The sequence below is a fragment of the Rhodococcus rhodochrous genome, from assembly GCF_014854695.1.
Lineage (GTDB): Bacteria > Actinomycetota > Actinomycetes > Mycobacteriales > Mycobacteriaceae > Rhodococcus.
The window spans coordinates 3,825,692-3,843,722 of record NZ_CP027557.1; the positions used below are offsets into that span (position 1 = coordinate 3,825,692).

Below are 18,031 nucleotides of genomic sequence, written 5' to 3' on the forward strand. Positions count from 1 at the left end.
CATCTGAGACTCTACCCGTTACGTGGAGTTGCACGAAAACAAAGGGTGAGAAATGCCGATGGCCGGTCACCGCGTCCTGCGACGCTGTGACCGGCCATCGGGATGTACCGGGAAGGTCCTTATCCGCGGACCGACAGACCGACCTTCTGGAATTCCTTCAGATCGGAGTATCCGGCCTTCGCCATCGATCGACGCAGACCACCCACGAGATTGAGCGAACCGGAGGGGTCGTCGGAGGGGCCGAACAGCACCCGGCCGAGGCCCGGTCGTCCGTCCTCGGCGATCCGGACCGCAGCGCCGCGCGGCATCGACGGATGCCCGGCCACGGACGGCCAGTACCAACCCTTGCCTGCGGCCTCCTCGGCGAGAGCCAGGGGCGCGCCGAGCACCACCGCGTCGGCGCCGCACGCGATCGCCTTCGCGAGGTCGCCGGCGTTCTCGATGTCGCCGTCGGCGAGCACGTGGACGTAGCGGCCCCCGGTCTCGTCGAGGTAGTCGCGCCGGGCCGCAGCCGCATCGGCGATGGCCGTGGCCATCGGGATACCGATGCCGAGCGAAGAGGACGTGGTGGTCGCCTGCTTCGTGGAGCCGAAGCCGACGATGACACCGGCCGCACCGGTGCGCATCAGGTGCAGCGCGGTGCGGTGGTCGCTGACGCCACCGGCGATGACCGGCACGTCGAGCTCCGAGATGAACGTCTTGAGGTTCAGCGGCTCGTCCTCACCGTGGGCCACATGCTCGGCCGAGATGATGGTGCCCTGGACGACGAGGAGATCGATGCCCGCCTTCACGAGCTCGGGCGTGAGCGCGCGCGCGTTCTGCGGGCTGACGCGGACCGCGGTGGTGACACCCGCATCCCGCACCTGTGCGACGGCCGCGGCCAACAGATCGCCCTGCAGCGGAGCCGCGTGCAGTTCCTGCAGGTAGCGGACGGCTGCGCGCGGATCCGTGCTCGCGATCTCCGCGAGACGGGCGACGACGGCGTCGACATCGGCATGACGACCCCACAGGCCCTCGCCGTTGATGACGCCGAGACCGCCGGCCTTGCCCAGCTCGATCGCGAAGGTGGGCGACACCAGCGCGTCGGTGGGGTGCGCCAGCACCGGGATGTCGAAACGGTAGGCGTCGATCTGCCAGGCCGTCGACACCTCCTTCGACGAACGCGTCCGGCGCGACGGGACGATGTCGACGTCGCCCAGCTCGTACGTACGTCGGGCCGTGCGACCCATGCCGATTTCAACGAGGTCGCGCACGCGCGCCCCTTTCTCCTCTTGGACGATGCTCCCGTCCTACTCGGAACGAGACCCTGCTGCGAACGCGAAAACTACCGGACCACGTAGTTCGGTGCCTCGGCGGTGATCGTGATGTCGTGCGGGTGGCTCTCCTTGAGGCCGGCGGCGGTGATCTGCACGAACTGCGCCTCCTGCAGTTGCTCGATCGTCGTCGCGCCGGTGTAGCCCATCGCTGCGCGCAGGCCACCGATGAGCTGGTGCGTGACCTGCTGCAGCGGGCCGCGGAACGGCACGCGTCCCTCGATGCCCTCGGGCACGAGCTTGTCCTCGGAGAGCACGTCGTCCTGGAAGTAGCGGTCCTTCGAGTACGACTTGGCCTGACCGCGGCTCTGCATCGCGCCGAGCGAACCCATGCCGCGGTAGCTCTTGAACTGTTTGCCGTTCACCAGGATCAGCTCACCCGGGGACTCGGTGGTGCCGGCGAGCAGCGAACCGAGCATCGCGGTGGACGCACCGGCCGCCAGAGCCTTGGCGACGTCGCCGGAGAACTGCATACCGCCGTCGGCGATGACCGGCACACCGTGGGCGCGCGCCACCGTGGACGCCTCGAGGATCGCCGTGATCTGCGGCGCGCCGACACCCGCGACGACACGCGTGGTGCAGATCGAACCGGGGCCGATACCGACCTTGACCGCGTCGACGCCGGCGTTGATGAGCGCCTCGGTGCCCGCGCGGGTCGCGACGTTGCCGCCGATGATCTGCACGCGGTCGCCGACCTCGGTCTTGAGCTTGGAGATCATCGACAGCACGTTGGCCGAGTGGCCGTGGGCGCTGTCGACGACGAGAACGTCGGCTCCGGCGTCGACCAGGGTCATGGCGCGGGTCCAGGAGTCGTCGCCGACACCCACGGCGGCGCCGACGAGCAGACGGCCGTCGCGGTCCTTCGTGGCGTTGGGGTGCTGCTCGGTCTTGACGAAGTCCTTGACTGTGATCAGGCCGGTGAGCTTTCCCTGACCGTCGACGATCGGCAGCTTCTCGATCTTGTGGCGACGCAGGAGACCGAGCGCGGCCTCAGCGGTGACGCCTTCGCGGGCCGTGACCAGCGGAGCCTTCGTCATGACCTCGGCGACCGGACGGTTCTGGTCGACCTCGAACCGCATGTCGCGGTTGGTGATGATGCCGACGAGCTGACCCTCGTCGTCGGTGACCGGCAGACCCGAGATGCGGAATCGCGCACACATCGCGTCGACCTCGGCCAGCGTGTCGGTCGGCTTGCAGGTGACGGGATCGGTGACCATGCCGGCCTCCGACCGCTTGACGGTCTCGACCTGCGCGGCCTGCACCTCGGTGGGCATGTTGCGATGCAGCACGCCCATGCCACCGGCCCGGGCCATCGCGATGGCCATGCGGGACTCGGTGACGGTGTCCATGGCGGAGCTGACCAGCGGGATCCGCAGGCGGATCTCGCGGGTGAGCTGGCTCGACGTGTCGACCTGACTCGGGACGACGTCGGAAGCCGCGGGAAGCAGCAGCACGTCGTCGAAGGTCAGACCCAGCATTGCGACCTTGTTCGGGTCGTCACCGCCGGTGTGCACGCGCCCTCCGGTACTACTCATGCGGTTCGGACCCTCCGTGACAGTCGATGGGAGCGGACGGCAGAACCGTCCGGCAGCGGGAATGAATGAAGGCCGTGCACGCTCGTCGCACCGACGGGCGGTTGGAGAGCGGCACGCACCCATTCATGTTATCTGTTCGGAGGAACAAGCTCGGCTCCCACCCTGTTCCCCGATGTTCCTCACATCACCCCGTGTGATTTCACGGCGTGTCCCCTGGCGACCGCTGGCGCAGACCCCCTCGTTCTGCGTACCGTGGAGTCGTGCGTGATCAGTTGCCTCCCGGACTCCCACCGGACCCGTTCGCAGGAGACCCCGACGATCCGTCCGCAGCACTGGACGCGATCGAGCCGGGCCAGCCCCTGGATCCTGCGGAGCGGCTCGCGGTGGAAGAGGACCTCGCAGACCTGGCCGTCTACGAGGCGCTGCTGGCTCCCCGCGGCGTCCGCGGACTCGTGGTGTGCTGCGAGGACTGCCACCAGGACCACTACCACGACTGGGACATGCTGCGAGCGAACCTGCTGCAGCTGCTCGTCGACGGCACCGTCAGACCGCACGAGCCGGCCTTCGATCCGTCCCCCGACGCCTACGTCACCTGGGACTACTGCCGCGGCTACGCGGACGCGTCCATGAACGAGGCTCTTCCCGTCGACCCCTACGGTCTGGATTCCTGACCGACCGTTCCCCACGCGGACCACGCATCACGTCACTTCCACGAACGACCCGGGCCCGACAGCACATGCTGCCGGGCCCGGGTCGTTCGGTACTTCTAGCCGCCTTCCGAAGTGGTCACGGACCCCGGAGTGAAATCTGCTCCCGGTCCGTCCTGCGTCGACCGCGGCGACGACGCAGTCGTGGTGGGTGCAAGGGTCGCGGACTCCGACGTCGCCGGCGGCGGCGGTTCGCTCGGCGGAGGTGACGGCTGCGTGCTGGAGGACGGCGGCGGCGGCGCGGGCTGCGACGGCGTGGACGTGGCGGACACCGGAGGCGGCGCCTGCAGAATGGTCGAATCCACGGTCGTCGACGACGTGGGCGGGGCGGTGGTGCCCGTGTCGGTACCCGTTGTGGGAGCGGGCTGCTGCCCTTCCGTGCCGGGCGTCGTGACCGGCGGGGGCACGACGGCACCGGGAACCACCGGTGCCTCGGGTGCCACCGGCGCTGCCGGCGGCGGAGGCACCTGCGGCACCAACCGGCCGAGCTCCTCGGCGAGGCGTTGCGCCCAGTCGCCGAGCGCATCGCGCTCCTCTGCGTCCCGGACGTCGCCCGAACGGGACTCCGCGGACGTCAGCAACTCGCGTGCTTCTTCCGTGTGGCCCTCGGCGATGAGTTGTTCGGCACGTTGCAGGGTCGATGTGGTGTCGATCCGGGCCTCGGTGGATTGCGCCTGCTCACTGAACACGACCTGCTTGACGCCCCACAACGGGTCGCCGGGCTCGGCGCCGTAGGACACCGCGGTCGCGCTGCCGATGGCGACGGCGACGAGCGCTGCTGCACCTGCGAGCGGACGGAGCAACCGGAGTTGCCCCTTCGATCTCGGGCGCAGAGGGGTGACCTCCGGGGTCGGAGCGAGCGTTTCCCGCGTCCCCAGTTCGCGATGGACGGCGGCGACCACTTCGTCGAGGTCGGGGCCGGCGGGCATCGGTTCGGCGAGGATCTCTGCACGCCAGTCGGCAAGCAGCGTGGCGAGTTCGTACTCCTCGGTGTCCTTCGTCTCGACGAGCCCGTTACCGGAGATCGCATCGATCAGCGCGTCGTCACGACGCACGGCGGCAAGGTCCACGGAAGTTTCGTCGTCGGGAAACTCGTCGTCGAAGCCGTCGCCCGAGAAACGCCCCCTACCCATTCCGCTCACCTGCTCTCGTGACTTCCTTCTTGAGTCTCGCGATGGCCCGGTGCTGGGCCACCCTGATCGCTCCTGCAGTACTACCGACCGCTGCGGCCGTCTCCTCGGCCGACAATCCCATGACGAGACGGAGGATGAGGATCTCGCGCTGCTTCTCCGGCAGGATGCCCAGCAGCTGCTTCATCTGCCGGCCCGCCTCGGAGTTGATCGCGTATTCCTCGGGGCTGTCGTCGAGCGACATCACCTCCGGCACATCCGCCACGGGTTCCGCGCGGTTGCGGGCCGCACTGCGGTGCGCGTCGGCGACCTTGTGAGCAGCGATCCCGTATACGAACGCCATGAAGGGGCGGCCTTGGTCCTGATATCTCGGCAGAGCGGTCATCACGGCCAGGCACACCTCCTGTGCAACGTCGTCTGCAGAGAGCTGGCCGCGCTCTGCAGATCCGACCCGTGCGCGGCAGTACCGCACGACGAGGGGCCGGACACTTGCAAGAACCTGAGCGAGAGCCGCCCGGTCGCCTTGCGCAGCCGCAGCAACCGCGGAGTCCAACTCCTCACCCATAACAGTCATCGATTGCGCAAGTCCTGGCGTTACAGACGGCACCACCCCCCCGGGCGGGCTTCCACCTGACCGTGGAACACCCCCAGAGTAACTACAACGACCGACCGGTCGGGTCACCCCCCGCGCGCGAATGGAACTCAACAGGCAGACGAGGTCACGAAGCGACCCCCATGCCCCCTGATCACGGTCGCGCAGAAGTCACGGACGCGTCCCGCGTCGAGATCACGGCCGGGTGCCGCATCGTCGTCACGGACGCGACCCGCATCTCTCCCTGCCCCCAGCCCGTCGAGGAGCATCGCCGCGGCCCATTGCAACGGGATCAGTCCGTGTTCCTCCGCACGCGCGAGGACGTCGGCGGCCAGGTCCATGGCCGGACCTTGGTCGGGCAGTCCGGTCAGAGAGGCCGACCGCACGAGGTCCGACTTCACGGAGTGCCGGATCGATCCGAATCCGTCCGCAAGTTCCACCGCGCGGTCCGCCTGGCTGCGCGCACGGGTGAAGTCGCCTGCCGCGAGAGCGGATTCGGCCCCGACCCATGCGAGACGGATCCGCTGTCGCACGAAGGCCTTCTCCCCCGCTTCCGATTCGGCAGCGTCGAGAGCGGCTGCGCATCGGTCGAGGAGCGACCCGCACACCGCGAGACGGCCCCGCCCGAGCGCATCGGCCGCCAACCCCGTGGCGGCGTCGCACTGTGCAGCGACAGTGTTCCCGGAGCCGATTCGCAGCGACCCCGCCTCGGCGAGAGCACGTCCGTCCAGGACGGCGGCGGCGCGATGTCCGCCCAACTGACGGAGAAGGGAGGCCTCGGTGCTCGCGCCGAACGACGACCACACTCCTCCGGTTCCACGCACTCGGGCCAGCTCGGCCCGCGCGGCGGCGTAACGCCCCTGCCCACCGAGCGCGACGGCCCGCAACCAGTTCTGTTCGGGTCCGTGCGCCGCAGGGAGCGGATGTGCCCCCGGGGTCGGGCCGAAGGCCGCGGCGACCAGGATCGCGTGACGGTCGGACGGTGTCGGTGCCGTGTGCCGGCGGGCGTCGGAATGTGCCATCGCGGAATCATCGCACCAGCGGATACCGGCGATACGCGGGGCTCCGGGCCGACGCCGGGCATTTGCCGGAGAGAAATTATCACCGTGAGCGCAAATAGTCTCGATGATTGGAACGCAGGGATGCGCAGAAGACATTTCCGAACATTTTGTTAAACATCGCGTTAAAACATGCGCGGTGCATGTAGGGTGTCGCCCCTGCTCTCCGAGCCCGGGTCGGAGCCACATCAGGCCGCCGAAAGGCCGGGTTACCAGCGAGTAAAGGACCTTCTACCCACATCGGGAGCGGAGAATACCGCGGATCGCCCCCACCCGCAGCGCACAGGCACGACTCCTCACGAAAGTAAATATTTCCGCGGTTAAATCTTGGCCGTTCGGTTATGGACTATCCCACTCATCGAAAATATTGACGACGAATCGATACAGATCCTACGGTGAGTTTGTTTGATTCGGATCACAGCGGGAATCCCGATGTGTCCACGGTCCGCTCGCACAACTCACGCGAGCTTGCTGCAAAGGAGTGCCACATGCCTGCACCACACACACTGCCCGGCCCCAACGCGGACCTCTGGGATTGGCAGATGCACGGTAAGTGTCGTGGTGTGGACTCCTCGGTGTTCTTCCATCCCGACGGAGAGCGCGGTCGTGCCCGCGCCCAGCGGGAGAACCGCGCGAAGGAGCTGTGCCGCACCTGCCCCGTGCTGGCGCGTTGCCGCGACCACGCCCTCGCCGTCGCCGAGCCGTACGGCATCTGGGGCGGCATGTCGGAGACCGAGCGGGAGATGTACACGAGGCAACGACGGCGGAAGGTCGCTGTGTGAGGCGGTCACCCGCCCCGTGATGACGCCGTCAGGTCGTGACCATGTCGACACGACCGGGACGGTACGACCGGGACGGTACGACCGGGACGGTACGACCGGAGGCCGGTTGGAGGAGATGCGTCGATACGACGAAGGCCCCGCAGGGAATGCGAACATTCCTTGCGGGGCCTCGCTGTATTCGTGCCGTCCGGAACGACTTTCACGTCCGGCTCGACCTACGGACCCGCCGGGCGGCGGGTCCGCGGCCCTGACCGGTCGCTCAGTGCGCGTGACCGTGGCCGTGCCCGGCCTCGGCCTCTTCCTCCGGCTTGTCGACGACGGCGCTCTCGGTGGTGAGCACCATGCGTGCAACCGACGCGGCGTTGACGACAGCGGAGCGCGTCACCTTCACCGGGTCGACGACGCCCTCGGCGACGAGGTCGCCGTAGGAGAGGGTCGCGGCGTTGAAGCCCTGACCGCTCTCCTCGACCTTGCTCACGACCACCGCACCGTCGATGCCGGCGTTCGTGGCGATCCAGTACAGCGGCGCGGTGAGCGCGGTGCGCAGCGCGGCCACGCCCGTGGCGGCGTCGCCGGAGAGGGACGCCTGAAGCTCCTCGAGCGAGCGTGCGGCCTGTACGAGAGCCGACCCGCCACCCGGGACGATGCCCTCCTCGATGGCCGCCTTCGCGGCGTTGACTGCGTCCTCGACGCGGAACTTGCGCTCCTTGAGGTCCGTCTCGGTCGCCGCACCCACACGGATGACCGCGACGCCACCGGCGAGCTTCGCGAGGCGCTCTTCGAGCTTCTCGCGGTCCCAGTCGGACTCGGTGGCCTCGATCTCACGACGCAGCTGAGCGGCGCGCGCCTCGATGTCCTCGGCGGTACCGGCACCGTCGACGATCGTGGTGCTGTCCTTTGTCACCACGACACGGCGGGCCGAGCCGAGCAGGTCGAGTCCGGCCTCCTTGAGGGACAGACCCAGATCGGAGTTGATGACCGTACCCGCGGTGACGACGGCGAGGTCCTCGAGGAAGGCCTTCCGGCGATCACCGAAGTACGGAGCCTTGACGGCAACGGCCTTGAGGGTCTTGCGGATCGCGTTGACCACGAGGGTCGACAGCGGCTCGCCCTCGATGTCCTCGGCAATGATCAGGACCGGCTTGCCGGACTCTGCGATCTTCTCGAGGAGCGGGAGGAAGTCGGGAAGCGAGCTGATCTTCTCGCGGTACAGCAGGACGAGCGCGTCCTCGAGGACCGCTTCCTGCGCGTCGATGTCCGTGATGAAGTAGGGCGACAGGAAGCCCTTGTCGAACTGCACGCCCTCGGTGACGACCAGTTCGGTGCTCAGCGTGGAGGATTCCTCGACGGTGACGACACCGTTCTCCCCGACGCGGGTCAGCGCTTCGCCGACCATCTCACCGATCTCCTCGTCGCGCGAGGACACGGTGGCGACCTGCGCGATGGCGGTCTTGCCCTCGACGGGAGTGGCGGCAGCGAGCAGAGCCTCGCTCACCTTGTCCGCACCCTGGGCGATACCGGCACCGAGCGCGATCGGATTGGCGCCTGCGGCAACGTTCTTCAGGCCGACCTTGACCAGCGCCTGGGCGAGAACGGTCGCGGTGGTGGTGCCGTCACCCGCGACGTCGTTGGTCTTGGTCGCGACACTCTTGACGAGCTGGGCGCCGAGGTTCTCGAACGGATCCTCCAGCTCGATCTCACGGGCGATGCTCACACCGTCGTTCGTGACGGTGGGACCACCGAAGGCCTTGGCGAGCACGACGTGCCGGCCACGCGGGCCGAGCGTCACCTTGACGGCGTCGGCCAGCTGGTCGACACCGCGCTCGAGAGCCCGCCGCGCGGTCTCGTTGAACTCGATTTGCTTGGACATGTTCTGCGACTACTCCTGGACTCGGATGTTCCCCAACGTATTCCGCCCCGGGTCCGAAACGGGACACCGGGGCGGAATGCAAGCGGCCTACTTGGCGACGACAGCCAGGACGTCGCGCGCAGACAGGATCAGGTACTCCTCGCCGGCGTACTTGATCTCGGTTCCGCCGTACTTGCTGTAGATGACGACGTCGCCTTCCTTGACGTCCAGCGGGATGCGCTTGTCGCCATCTTCGTCCCAGCGGCCGGGGCCGACGGCGACGACGGTGCCCTCCTGGGGCTTCTCCTTCGCCGTGTCCGGGATGACCAGGCCGGAGGCAGTCGTCGTCTCGGCCTCGTTGGCCTGGACGAGGATCTTGTCCTCGAGCGGCTTGATGTTCACGCTCGCCACGATGAGCCCTCCACTTTCAGGGGTAATGAGGTCCGAGAACCGGTGTTCTCGAACACGGGTGTGTTCAGTCATCACGGTGACTCCGCACGCGTCCCGTCGTCGCGGGTGCCGGGCCGGCGCTCGGTGTCACTAGCACTCTATACACGCGAGTGCCAGCGCTCAAGGGCAACGGGTGCAAACACGCCGACCTGCGTCGAACCCGGCGTCATGTTACGGTTGAATAACGGAAACCCATGAGCGTGATCGTTCGGTGACCTCAGCCGAGGTAGGCCCTGGACGCCTGGTCGTCGATCACGCACGGAAGGTGAACAATGCCCACGTCGCTCGGCATCTCCGTCGGCGCCTCCGGCGTCGGCTCGGCCCTGCGCGTCGATGCTGCACACGCGCCCACAACGGAATTCCGCAGACTCGCCTCCGAGTCCCAGCCCGGGCGCGATCTCGGAGATCTCGTCTTCGACGCCGTCTCGCTCACGTCTCCTCGCGGAACCGCCCGCGGAGCCGACAGTCCCGACATCATCACAGTCGCATACCGCACCGAGGAACAGGCGAACGAGATCCGCACGGCCGCCGAGCGGACGGGCCACATGGTCCGCCTCGTTGCGGAGACCACCGCCGCCCTCGAATACCTCTACACCGTGGGGGTCCGTCGCGAACCCGGCGCGATCGCGCTCGTGGACATCGGAGCCACCGGCACGACCGTCTCCGTCCTCGACCGCGCGACCGGCACCCTGCTGCGGTCCGCACGCACCGAGACCGTCAGCGGCGACGCCCTGACCGCACGTGTGCTCGATCATGTCCGCAACGCCACCGAGCGGATGCGCACCCGGCGGCAGATCGACCCCGGCCTGCTGGCGGCCCGGTGCCAGGGCGCCCAGGAGGCACTCTCCTCGGCGACGACGACCCGCATCGACATCGCCGAGGCCGGTCCCGACGCGACGGTCACCCTCACCCGAGCGCAACTGGACGAACTGACGACCGATCTCGCCGACGAAGCGGCGGCGTTCACGCGGCGCATCTGCTCGAGCACCGATCCGGTTCCCGAGACCATGGCCCTCATCGGAGGCGCGGCCGCGTCCCCCGTCCTCGCCGCGGCGATCTCGGCGGAGTTCGACGGCGAGATCGTCACCGTCCCCGAACCGGGAGCGGCTGCCGCGATCGGTGCGGCGCTATCGGCCGATTCCCCGTCCTCGGTCGGATACACCGTGGTCGGTGCCCTGTCGCGCACCAGCAACCGATCCTCGGGTCGTGTCTCCGGTGCGGTCGCCGGGCTCCTGGTGCTCAGCGCGATCATGGCCGGCTTCGCCACCCAGCACTTCACCGAACGAGACAGCAGCGACGCCCAGGTGTCGCCGCGTTTCACGAGCGGCGACGTCCCCACGCAGGAGGCCGGTCCCGGCGGGTCGGCCGTCCCGTCCCACGACCCGCCGCCCGAACCCGTGACGTCCCGGAGCACCCAGGACGCACCCGCGCCCACGACGGTTCCCTGGCCGTTGCCGACCGTCGAGCACACCGTTCCGTCGACCCAGGATCCGTGGCCCACCGCGCCCGAGTCGTCGAGCACCACCGTGACACCCACGCCGATCGATCAGGTGCCGACACCCGGGTCGACAGCGGAGGAAGAGTCCGACACGGACCGACCGTTCACGTCGCCGGATTCCGAGACCGCACCGAGGCCCGATCCGGACTCCACGGCTCCGGACACCACCGCTCCGGACACCACAGCTCCGGACACGACGGCTCCCGACACCACCGAGCCGACCACGCCGCCGGAGACGACGAGCCCTGCGCCCACCGATCCGGAGACGACCGAACCGAGCACCGGCGTGAGCCCGACCCCCCCGTCGACCACATCGCCGACCGAGACGCCGTCCGCGTCGCCCACCGGCGCATATCCGACCGACGTGTCCTCCACGATCGCGTCCGTCACGGAGGAGAGCACGACCGTGCCGTCCACCGGACAGACCACGACGGGCGACACGACCACCGGGGAGACCACCACCGGATCCGGAACCTCGGAGATCGCCCCCACCTAGGCGGAGCGCCCTCCTCGGGCGACGGATCGGTCGGGAACGGTCAGGCGACGACCTGCGACACCGACACCGACAGGCCCGGATCCGTCGCAGCGCCCAGCGAGGACGGCTGCGCCCCCGCGGCGATGAGATGCGCGCCCAGCGACGCGATCATGACACCGTTGTCGGTGCACAGCTTCGGTCGCGGCACACGCAGGGTGATACCCGCGGCAGCGCACCGTTCCTCGGCGAGCGCGCGCAACCGGCTGTTGGCGGTCGCTCCACCACCGAGGACGAGCGTGTCGACACCGAGATCCTGGGCGGCCCGCACGGCTTTCATGGTGAGCACGTCCGCCACCGCCTCCTGGAAACCCGCAGCAACATCGGCGACCGGCACCGGTTCGCCCGCACGTTCCTTCGCTTCGACGAAGCGGGCCACCGCGGTCTTGAGACCGGAGAACGAGAAGTCGTGACGCGCGTCGCGCGGACCGGTCATGCCCCGCGGGAACACGACTGCGGTGGGGTCGCCCTGGCGGGCCAGCCTGTCGACCTCGGGACCGCCGGGATAACCGAGCCCCAGCAGTCGCGCGACCTTGTCGAAGGCCTCCCCGGCGGCGTCGTCGACGGTGGTGCCGAGTTCGACGATGGGCTTGCCGAGATGTTCGACGTGCAGCAGGTGGGTGTGACCACCGGAGACGAGCAGCGCCACGCAGGGCGGCATCGGTCCGTGCTCGAGGGTGTCGACCGCGACATGGCCCGCGAGGTGGTTGATCGCGAAGAACGGCACGTTCCACGCTGCCGCGTAGGCCTTGGCGGCGGCGACACCGACGAGCAGTGCTCCCGCGAGTCCCGGACCGATGGTCACGCACACCGCGTCCGGCTTCTCGATCCCGGCCTCGTCGAGGGCGCGCCGCATCGTCGGCCCCATGGCCTCGAGATGGGCGCGGGATGCGATCTCCGGCACCACACCGCCGAAGCGGGCGTGCTCGTCCACGCTCGACGCCACGGCGTCGGCCATCAGCTCGAGGGTGCCGTCACCCACCCAGCGGACGATGCCGACACCGGTCTCGTCGCACGAACTCTCGATGCCCATCACGACGGGGCGCTCGGGCAGCTCGAATCGGGGGCTGGTGGTGCTCACGCCGGTGACTCCTCTCGCGGATCCGGACGACGCATCGTGTACGCGTCCGCGCCGCTCGGCTGGTAGTAACGCTTCCTGGTTCCGACGATCTCGAAGCCCTCGCGCCGGTACAGGGCGATCGCCGCGTCGTTGTCGGTGCGCACCTCGAGGAAGACCGGTCCTCCCCAGCGGTCGGCGACGGCCAGCAACTCCCCCAGGAGGGCTCCGCCGATCCCCCGGCGGCGCGCGGCGGGGTCCACGCCGATGGTGTGCACCTCGGATTCGGGTTCGATGGCCGTACCGAGTCGCGCGAGTCCCGCGTAACCGATCAGCCGGCCCTGCGGATCGCGTGCCGCGAAGTAGCGATTGTGAGGCGAAGCCAACTCCGAACGGAAGGCATCGGCGCTCCACGGGTCGTCGCCGGGGAACAGGATCTGTTCGAGTTCGGCGCAGCGTGGTGCGTCCTCCGGACGTAGCGCGTCGATGACGACCGCGTTCTCCGCGGCCGTGTTCTCCTCGGGTGTACTGGTCATGCTCGGCGGTTCGCGGTCTCCACCGCGTCGGGGCGGCGCAGGTACAGGGGCACGAGCGGCTCCGGGGCGGCGCCCGCGCGCAGGGCGTCGGCGGCGACGATCACCAGGCCCGCCGGGGACGGCGTCTGCACGTCCACCGCCGGGAGGTCGAACAGCGCGACGTGCGACGGCGAGCCTGCCACCCGCACCGACGGCTCGGCGGGCACGTCGGCGGGCTTGCGCACCTCGGGTCCTTCGACACGGCAGCCACCGGAATAGCGTGCCCAGTAGATCTCGCGACGACGGGCGTCGGTGACGACGAGCAGATCGTCGTCCGTACCGTGTTCCCGGTGGACGTCCGCGGCGATCGCGTCGAGGCTGCACACACCGTGCACGGGGATTCCGAGAGCATCACCGAAGGCTGCAGCGGTGGCCATGCCGACACGGAGACCCGTGAACGGACCCGGTCCGATGCCGACGACGATCGCGTCGAGATCGGTGGGTGCGGCGCCGGCCTCGGCGAGGCATTCGAGGATCTGCGGGGTGAGAACTTCGGCGTGCGCTCGCGGATTGTCGAGCACGCGCGCAGCGACCGTCTCGGGCCGGGCATCGTCCCGACCGCGGTCGAGACGGACGACTCCCGAGGTCACGGCGGGGGTGGCGGTATCGACAGCGAGCACGAGCACGATGTACCAGCTTACCCCGCGCGACCTGCCCGGTCGGTGCGCAGTGACGGAAGCCACCGGCATGCGGGGTGCCGGTGGGTCAGCCGACCCACTCCCACGCGGCACGGCGGACGTCGGTGCCCGGGTCGCGCCGGAGCCGGACCCTCAGATGCCGTTCGGCGAGCTGCTCGACCAGGCCACCGCCCCATTCGACCACCACGACGGTGTCGGTCAGGTCGGTGTCGAGGTCGAGCGCGTCGAGTTCGTCGAGGGCGTTCGGTCCGTCGCCGAGACGGTAGGCATCGACGTGGACGAGCCCGACCGGTTCGCGTCCCTCCGGACTACCGGGACGGTGTTCACGGGCGATGACGAAGGTCGGGGAGGTCACGCGTCCCTCCACGCCGAGGCCGACGGCGATTCCGCGGGTCAGCGCCGTCTTGCCCGCGCCGAGCGGCCCGTCGAGCACGACGAGGTCGCCGGCCCGCAACTCGGCTGCCAGCCTGCGCCCGAACGCCTCGGTGTCCTCCACGGTCGGCAGTTCGATGCTCTGCGCCCCCACCTGCGGCCCACTCGATTGCGACTCACCCAATTGCGATCTGCCTTCCGCTCGCTCCCTGCGTGAAACTCCGCTGGATCAGGCGATCGAGGGCACGATCGACCACCTCGGGGAACTCCAGCTGCACGAGGTGCCCGGCACCACGTACCCGCTTGAGTTCGACGTCGGGCAGTTCCTCCGCCAGCGCCTCGGAACTCGCGTACGGGATGACCATGTCGGCGTCGCCGGACAGCACCAGCACGGGCACGGTGCCCAGGACCGGAAGCGCCGCGGACTCGTCGTGCAGTTCGAGGGTGCGGAGGAAGTTGACGATGGTGAGCACCGACGTCTCGTCGAGCATCCGGTCGGACAACTTCACCAGGCGGGGGCTCACGACCGTGCCGTAGGACGCCGCACGCAGGATCGGTGTCACGACGGCACGGGCCGCGCCGCGCGCGAACTGCACGAATCCCGGTGCGGTACGCGCCGCGTACCGGAACGCGTCGATCACCGGGTTCTCGAGATTGCGTCCGATACCGGTCTTGCTCAGACCTGCCGCGGTGGTCGCCAGGAGCCCGACGCCGACGATGCGTTCACCGAACAGGTCAGGTCGCTGGGAGGCGAGGGCGATCGCGGTCATGCCGCCCATCGAGTGGCCCACGACCACCACCGGACCGGTAGGCGCGACCTCGTCGATCACCCGGCCCAGGTCACGGCCGAGCTGCGCGATGGTGCACGTCGCGGCACCGGAGAAACCGGATTCGCCGTGACCACGCTGGTCGTAGAAGACGGCACGCACGTCGCGTCCCCACTGTTCGCGCAGGTGTCGGTACTGCATGTGCCAGGACTGCATGCGCAGGCAGTATCCGTGGACGAACACGACCGTGAGCGGAGCCAGCGACGAGCCGCTCTCACGGACCACGAGCGGCACACCGTCCTCGGTGGTCACGATGCGGCGCGGGAGCCGGAGGATCTCGTCGAAGTCCTCGTTCTGATAGATCTCGTGGGCGGGCGCGCCCGCGGTCTTGACCGCGTACAGTCCCGCCGACGATGCGAGCGTCGCGAGGCTCGCACCGAGGAGTCCCATCCTGTTCACGAGGGACATGACGTCACGCTCCCTTCGCTCCGACATAGGTCCGGACGGTCCGTCCGCCGATGCCGGTCACGATCTCGTAGTTGATCGTGTCCAGCTTGTCGGCCCAGTCCTGGGCGTTCGGTTCTCCATGACGCCCGTCACCGAAGAACAACGCCTCGTCGCCCTCGCTTACTCCTGCCCCGTCGGGGCCGAGGTCGACGACGACCTGATCCATGCACACGCGCCCGATCTGCGGGCACCGGCGCCCGCCGAGCTGCACCTCGATGCGCCCGCTGAGATTGCGGCGGATCCCGTCCGCATACCCCATGGGCAGCAGCGCCACCGTCGTATCCGCGGGAGCGGTCCAGGTGTGCCCGTAGGACACGCCGTCTCCCGCCTTCACCTTCTTCACCAGCACCACCCTCGCCCGCACGGTCATCACCGGCCGGAAGCCCAGGTCGCCGAGTTCCGGGATCGGTGTCAACCCGTACATCGCAATTCCGGGCCGAACCATGTCGAATCGCAGGTCGGGACGGGTGACGGTGGCCGCGGAGTTCGACAGATGCACCACTTCGGGAGCCAGATGGTGCCGCCGCAGATCCGCAACGGCCTCGCTGAGCCGGTCGCGCTGCTCGGCGTTGCCCGGATGCTCGGGTTCGTCGCCGTGGGCGAGGTGCGAGAACGCTCCACGCAAGCGCACGACACCTTCGGCCTGTGCCCGGCCCAGGTCGCGCAGCATGTCGTCCCACTCGTCGGCGGCGACACCGTTGCGGTTGAGACCGGTGTCGACCTTGACCGTGACGGTCGCGGTGACCCCGACCTGCCGGGCCGCCTCGACGACGGCCGCGAGGTGGCGCGGCGAGGACAGGCCCAGTTCGACCCCGGCCTCGACGGCGGGAGCGAAATCGGAGTCGGCGGTGTGCAGCCACGACAGGATCGGCGCCTCGATACCCGCGGCGCGGAGTTCGAGTGCCTCGCCGAGCGTCGTCACACCCAGTTCGCGGGCACCTGCGGCGAGCGCGGCGCGCGCGACCGGCACGGCTCCGTGGTTGTAGGCGTCGGCCTTGACGACGGCCATGACCGCAGCCGGACCCGCGTACTCCCGGAGCGCTCGTACGTTCTCCGCCACGGCGCCGAGATCGATGACGGCTTCGGCTTGGGGAAGGACGGTACGTGCAGGTCGCGGGGTGCGTTGGGTCGTGGTCACGTCTGTCGATCCTGCCACTGTGCCGTCGAACGCCGACGTCGTGTCCCCGTGTGCCACGTCACGATTCGGCAATGTGGGTGCGCAGCAGACGAATCGAGTCGCCGATGCGGGAGAGGATCGCGCTCGCCGAGATCGGCGCCGCTCCGGGAGAATCCGGGTCCTGCGCAGCGAGATTCGCGGCGAGCGCATGGGCCCGAGCACCGGCCGCCGCGGCCAGGTCCACCGGCATGCCCGACGAGAGCAACGAGCCGATGACACCGGCCAGCACGTCCCCGGCGCCCGCGGTCGACGCCCACGACCCGCCCGCGTCGTTGACGAAGACGTGCCCGTCGGGTCGTGCCACGAGAGTCGCGCGGCCCTTGAGCAGCACGTGCACACCCCAGTCGGCGGCGAGGGAACGTACCGCCGCGACCCGGTCCGGTTCGGGACGCTGCCCGGTCAGGCGTGCGAATTCGCCGGCGTGCGGGGTGAGCAGGGTGGGCGCGGACCGGCCCCGCACGAGACCGGGTTCGCGGGCGAGGAGCGTGAGCCCGTCGGCGTCGACGAGCACCGGCAGGTCGGTGGCGAGGATGTCGCGCAGGTTCGCGCAGGCCTCGTCGTCGGTACCGGCGCCCGGCCCCACGACCCAGGCCTGCACTCGCCCGGTCTCCGCCACCGAGGGCGACACGACGACCTCGGGGAACCGCGCGAGCACCTCGGAGGCACCCGATCCGGCGTAGCGCACCATGCCGGAGGTCGCAGCGACGGCCGCGCCCGTGCACAGCACACCGGCCCCGGGATACCGGGCGCTGCCGGCACGGATACCCACCACGCCCTGGGAGTACTTGTCGTCCTCGGCGCCGGGCACCGGCCAGATCGCACCGATCTCGGACGGTTCCGCCGCGACCAGCCCGGCCGCCGGGAGTGTGAGTCCGATGTCGACGAGTTCGACGCGGCCGCAGCGCGCGGCGGCGAGCGCATGGACCGGCTTGTAGGCGCCGAAGGTGACGGTCACCGCGGCCGTGATCGCCGGTCCGTCGACGGCGCCGGTATCGGGATCGACACCGCTCGGGGTGTCGACGGCGATGATCGGCGCGGTGATCTCGTCCACGACCGCGGCCGCCGCCGGTCGTAGCGGGCCGCGCCCGGAGATGCCGACGATGCCGTCGAGCGCGAGGTCCGGGTCGCCGACGTGCTCGGGAGTCGCCTGAACGATCCGCCCACCGGCCTTCCGCAGTGCCCGCAGACCCGCGGGGTGCACCCGGTCGGGGTCGAGCAGCAGTGCCGTGACGGACACGCCGCGGTGGCGCAGGAAGGTTCCCGCCCACAGCGCGTCGCCGCCGTTGTCGCCGGATCCGACGAGCAGGCTCACCCGCCGACCGGCGATTCCACCGGTGCGTTCGCGCAGTTCGGAAGCCACGACCCGCGCGAGTCCGTACGCCGCGCGCCGCATGAGCGTCCCCTCGGGGAGGGACGCCAGCAGCGGGGCCTCAGCCGCACGGACCACGTCGGACGGGTGAAAACTGCGCATTGTCCCCCTACCCTGTCCCTC

At 69.4% G+C, this 18,031-nt stretch carries 17 protein-coding genes; 3 read left to right on the plus strand and 14 right to left on the minus strand.

Annotated features, from left to right (window positions below; genetic code table 11):
- Positions 1-119: 119 nt before the first annotated feature.
- Complete coding sequence (locus C6Y44_RS17820; protein ID WP_159417830.1) at positions 120-1,253, minus strand: GuaB3 family IMP dehydrogenase-related protein; 1,134 nt, start codon at positions 1,251-1,253, stop codon at positions 120-122.
- A 71-nt stretch (positions 1,254-1,324) separates the two neighbouring features.
- A complete protein-coding gene (gene guaB / locus C6Y44_RS17825) occupies positions 1,325-2,848 on the minus strand; it encodes an IMP dehydrogenase (RefSeq protein ID WP_159417829.1) in 1,524 nt (507 codons plus the stop codon).
- 260 nt (positions 2,849-3,108) lie between these two features.
- On the opposite strand from guaB, the gene C6Y44_RS17830 reads away from it, so the two are divergent.
- On the plus strand, positions 3,109-3,519 hold the full coding sequence (locus C6Y44_RS17830) for a DUF5319 domain-containing protein (RefSeq protein ID WP_006550077.1): 411 nt from the start codon (positions 3,109-3,111) through the stop codon (positions 3,517-3,519).
- Between the two features lie 95 nt (positions 3,520-3,614).
- Here C6Y44_RS17830 and C6Y44_RS17835 read toward each other — a convergent pair whose 3' ends face one another.
- The 3 genes from C6Y44_RS17835 to C6Y44_RS17845 form a co-directional block, all read right to left on the minus strand.
- Positions 3,615-4,688 carry an anti-sigma-D factor RsdA gene (locus tag C6Y44_RS17835; RefSeq protein ID WP_159417828.1) on the minus strand — a complete coding sequence of 358 codons (1,074 nt, stop codon included), beginning with the start codon at positions 4,686-4,688 and terminating at the stop codon, positions 3,615-3,617.
- Complete coding sequence (locus C6Y44_RS17840) at positions 4,681-5,259, minus strand: sigma-70 family RNA polymerase sigma factor (protein WP_019288580.1); 579 nt, start codon at positions 5,257-5,259, stop codon at positions 4,681-4,683. Before C6Y44_RS17840 ends, C6Y44_RS17835 begins: the two co-directional genes overlap by 8 nt.
- 128 nt (positions 5,260-5,387) lie before the next feature.
- Positions 5,388-6,299 (minus strand): hypothetical protein, encoded by a 912-nt coding sequence (locus tag C6Y44_RS17845; protein WP_159417827.1) that lies wholly within the window; start codon positions 6,297-6,299, stop codon positions 5,388-5,390.
- 524 nt (positions 6,300-6,823) lie between these two features.
- On the opposite strand from C6Y44_RS17845, the gene C6Y44_RS17850 reads away from it, so the two are divergent.
- Positions 6,824-7,117 carry a WhiB family transcriptional regulator gene (locus C6Y44_RS17850; protein WP_006550073.1) on the plus strand — a complete coding sequence of 98 codons (294 nt, stop codon included), beginning with the start codon at positions 6,824-6,826 and terminating at the stop codon, positions 7,115-7,117.
- Between the two features lie 259 nt (positions 7,118-7,376).
- On the opposite strand, the gene groL is transcribed toward C6Y44_RS17850, so the two are convergent.
- Positions 7,377-8,987, minus strand: a complete 1,611-nt coding sequence (gene groL / locus C6Y44_RS17855; protein WP_120279941.1) for a chaperonin GroEL — start codon at positions 8,985-8,987, stop codon at positions 7,377-7,379.
- An 87-nt stretch (positions 8,988-9,074) separates the two neighbouring features.
- The gene (groES, locus tag C6Y44_RS17860) at positions 9,075-9,377 is read right to left on the minus strand and encodes a co-chaperone GroES (protein ID WP_006550071.1); all 303 of its coding nucleotides are present in this window, start codon (positions 9,375-9,377) and stop codon (positions 9,075-9,077) included.
- Positions 9,378-9,688: 311 nt separating this feature from the next.
- Between groES and C6Y44_RS17865 the strand changes: the two genes are divergently transcribed.
- On the plus strand, positions 9,689-11,410 hold the full coding sequence (locus tag C6Y44_RS17865; RefSeq protein WP_159417826.1) for an Hsp70 family protein: 1,722 nt from the start codon (positions 9,689-9,691) through the stop codon (positions 11,408-11,410).
- Between the two features lie 40 nt (positions 11,411-11,450).
- On the opposite strand, the gene tsaD is transcribed toward C6Y44_RS17865, so the two are convergent.
- The 7 genes from tsaD to C6Y44_RS17900 form a co-directional block, all read right to left on the minus strand.
- Positions 11,451-12,479, minus strand: coding sequence for a tRNA (adenosine(37)-N6)-threonylcarbamoyltransferase complex transferase subunit TsaD (gene tsaD / locus C6Y44_RS17870; RefSeq protein WP_159419168.1), 1,029 nt, complete (start codon positions 12,477-12,479; stop codon positions 11,451-11,453).
- A 44-nt stretch (positions 12,480-12,523) separates the two neighbouring features.
- Complete coding sequence (rimI, locus tag C6Y44_RS17875) at positions 12,524-13,039, minus strand: ribosomal protein S18-alanine N-acetyltransferase (protein WP_159417825.1); 516 nt, start codon at positions 13,037-13,039, stop codon at positions 12,524-12,526.
- On the minus strand, positions 13,036-13,704 hold the full coding sequence (gene tsaB / locus C6Y44_RS17880) for a tRNA (adenosine(37)-N6)-threonylcarbamoyltransferase complex dimerization subunit type 1 TsaB (protein ID WP_159417824.1): 669 nt from the start codon (positions 13,702-13,704) through the stop codon (positions 13,036-13,038). The genes rimI and tsaB overlap by 4 nt, the downstream gene beginning before the upstream one ends.
- Positions 13,705-13,783: 79 nt before the next feature.
- Complete coding sequence (gene tsaE, locus C6Y44_RS17885; protein ID WP_159417823.1) at positions 13,784-14,242, minus strand: tRNA (adenosine(37)-N6)-threonylcarbamoyltransferase complex ATPase subunit type 1 TsaE; 459 nt, start codon at positions 14,240-14,242, stop codon at positions 13,784-13,786.
- Between the two features lie 22 nt (positions 14,243-14,264).
- Entirely contained in the window at positions 14,265-15,323 is a 1,059-nt protein-coding gene (locus C6Y44_RS17890) for an alpha/beta fold hydrolase (protein ID WP_159417822.1), read from the minus strand.
- Between the two features lie 4 nt (positions 15,324-15,327).
- Positions 15,328-16,500, minus strand: coding sequence for an alanine racemase (gene alr / locus C6Y44_RS17895; protein ID WP_159417821.1), 1,173 nt, complete (start codon positions 16,498-16,500; stop codon positions 15,328-15,330).
- Positions 16,501-16,558: 58 nt separating this feature from the next.
- A complete protein-coding gene (locus C6Y44_RS17900; RefSeq protein WP_159417820.1) occupies positions 16,559-18,010 on the minus strand; it encodes an NAD(P)H-hydrate dehydratase in 1,452 nt (483 codons plus the stop codon).
- Positions 18,011-18,031: the final 21 nt, after the last annotated feature.

Coding starts and splice junctions, on each gene's coding strand:
- guaB (WP_159417829.1), bottom strand. CDS start 2,848: ATGAGTAGTACCGGAGGGCGCGTGCACACCGGCGGTGACGACCCGAAC.
- C6Y44_RS17835 (WP_159417828.1), bottom strand. CDS start 4,688: ATGGGTAGGGGGCGTTTCTCGGGCGACGGCTTCGACGACGAGTTTCCC.
- C6Y44_RS17840 (WP_019288580.1), bottom strand. CDS start 5,259: ATGACTGTTATGGGTGAGGAGTTGGACTCCGCGGTTGCTGCGGCTGCG.
- C6Y44_RS17845 (WP_159417827.1), bottom strand. CDS start 6,299: ATGGCACATTCCGACGCCCGCCGGCACACGGCACCGACACCGTCCGAC.
- C6Y44_RS17850 (WP_006550073.1), top strand. CDS start 6,824: ATGCCTGCACCACACACACTGCCCGGCCCCAACGCGGACCTCTGGGAT.
- groL (WP_120279941.1), bottom strand. CDS start 8,987: ATGTCCAAGCAAATCGAGTTCAACGAGACCGCGCGGCGGGCTCTCGAG.
- C6Y44_RS17865 (WP_159417826.1), top strand. CDS start 9,689: ATGCCCACGTCGCTCGGCATCTCCGTCGGCGCCTCCGGCGTCGGCTCG.
- tsaD (WP_159419168.1), bottom strand. CDS start 12,479: ATGGGCATCGAGAGTTCGTGCGACGAGACCGGTGTCGGCATCGTCCGC.
- rimI (WP_159417825.1), bottom strand. CDS start 13,039: ATGACCAGTACACCCGAGGAGAACACGGCCGCGGAGAACGCGGTCGTC.
- C6Y44_RS17890 (WP_159417822.1), bottom strand. CDS start 15,323: ATGTCCCTCGTGAACAGGATGGGACTCCTCGGTGCGAGCCTCGCGACG.
- C6Y44_RS17900 (WP_159417820.1), bottom strand. CDS start 18,010: ATGCGCAGTTTTCACCCGTCCGACGTGGTCCGTGCGGCTGAGGCCCCG.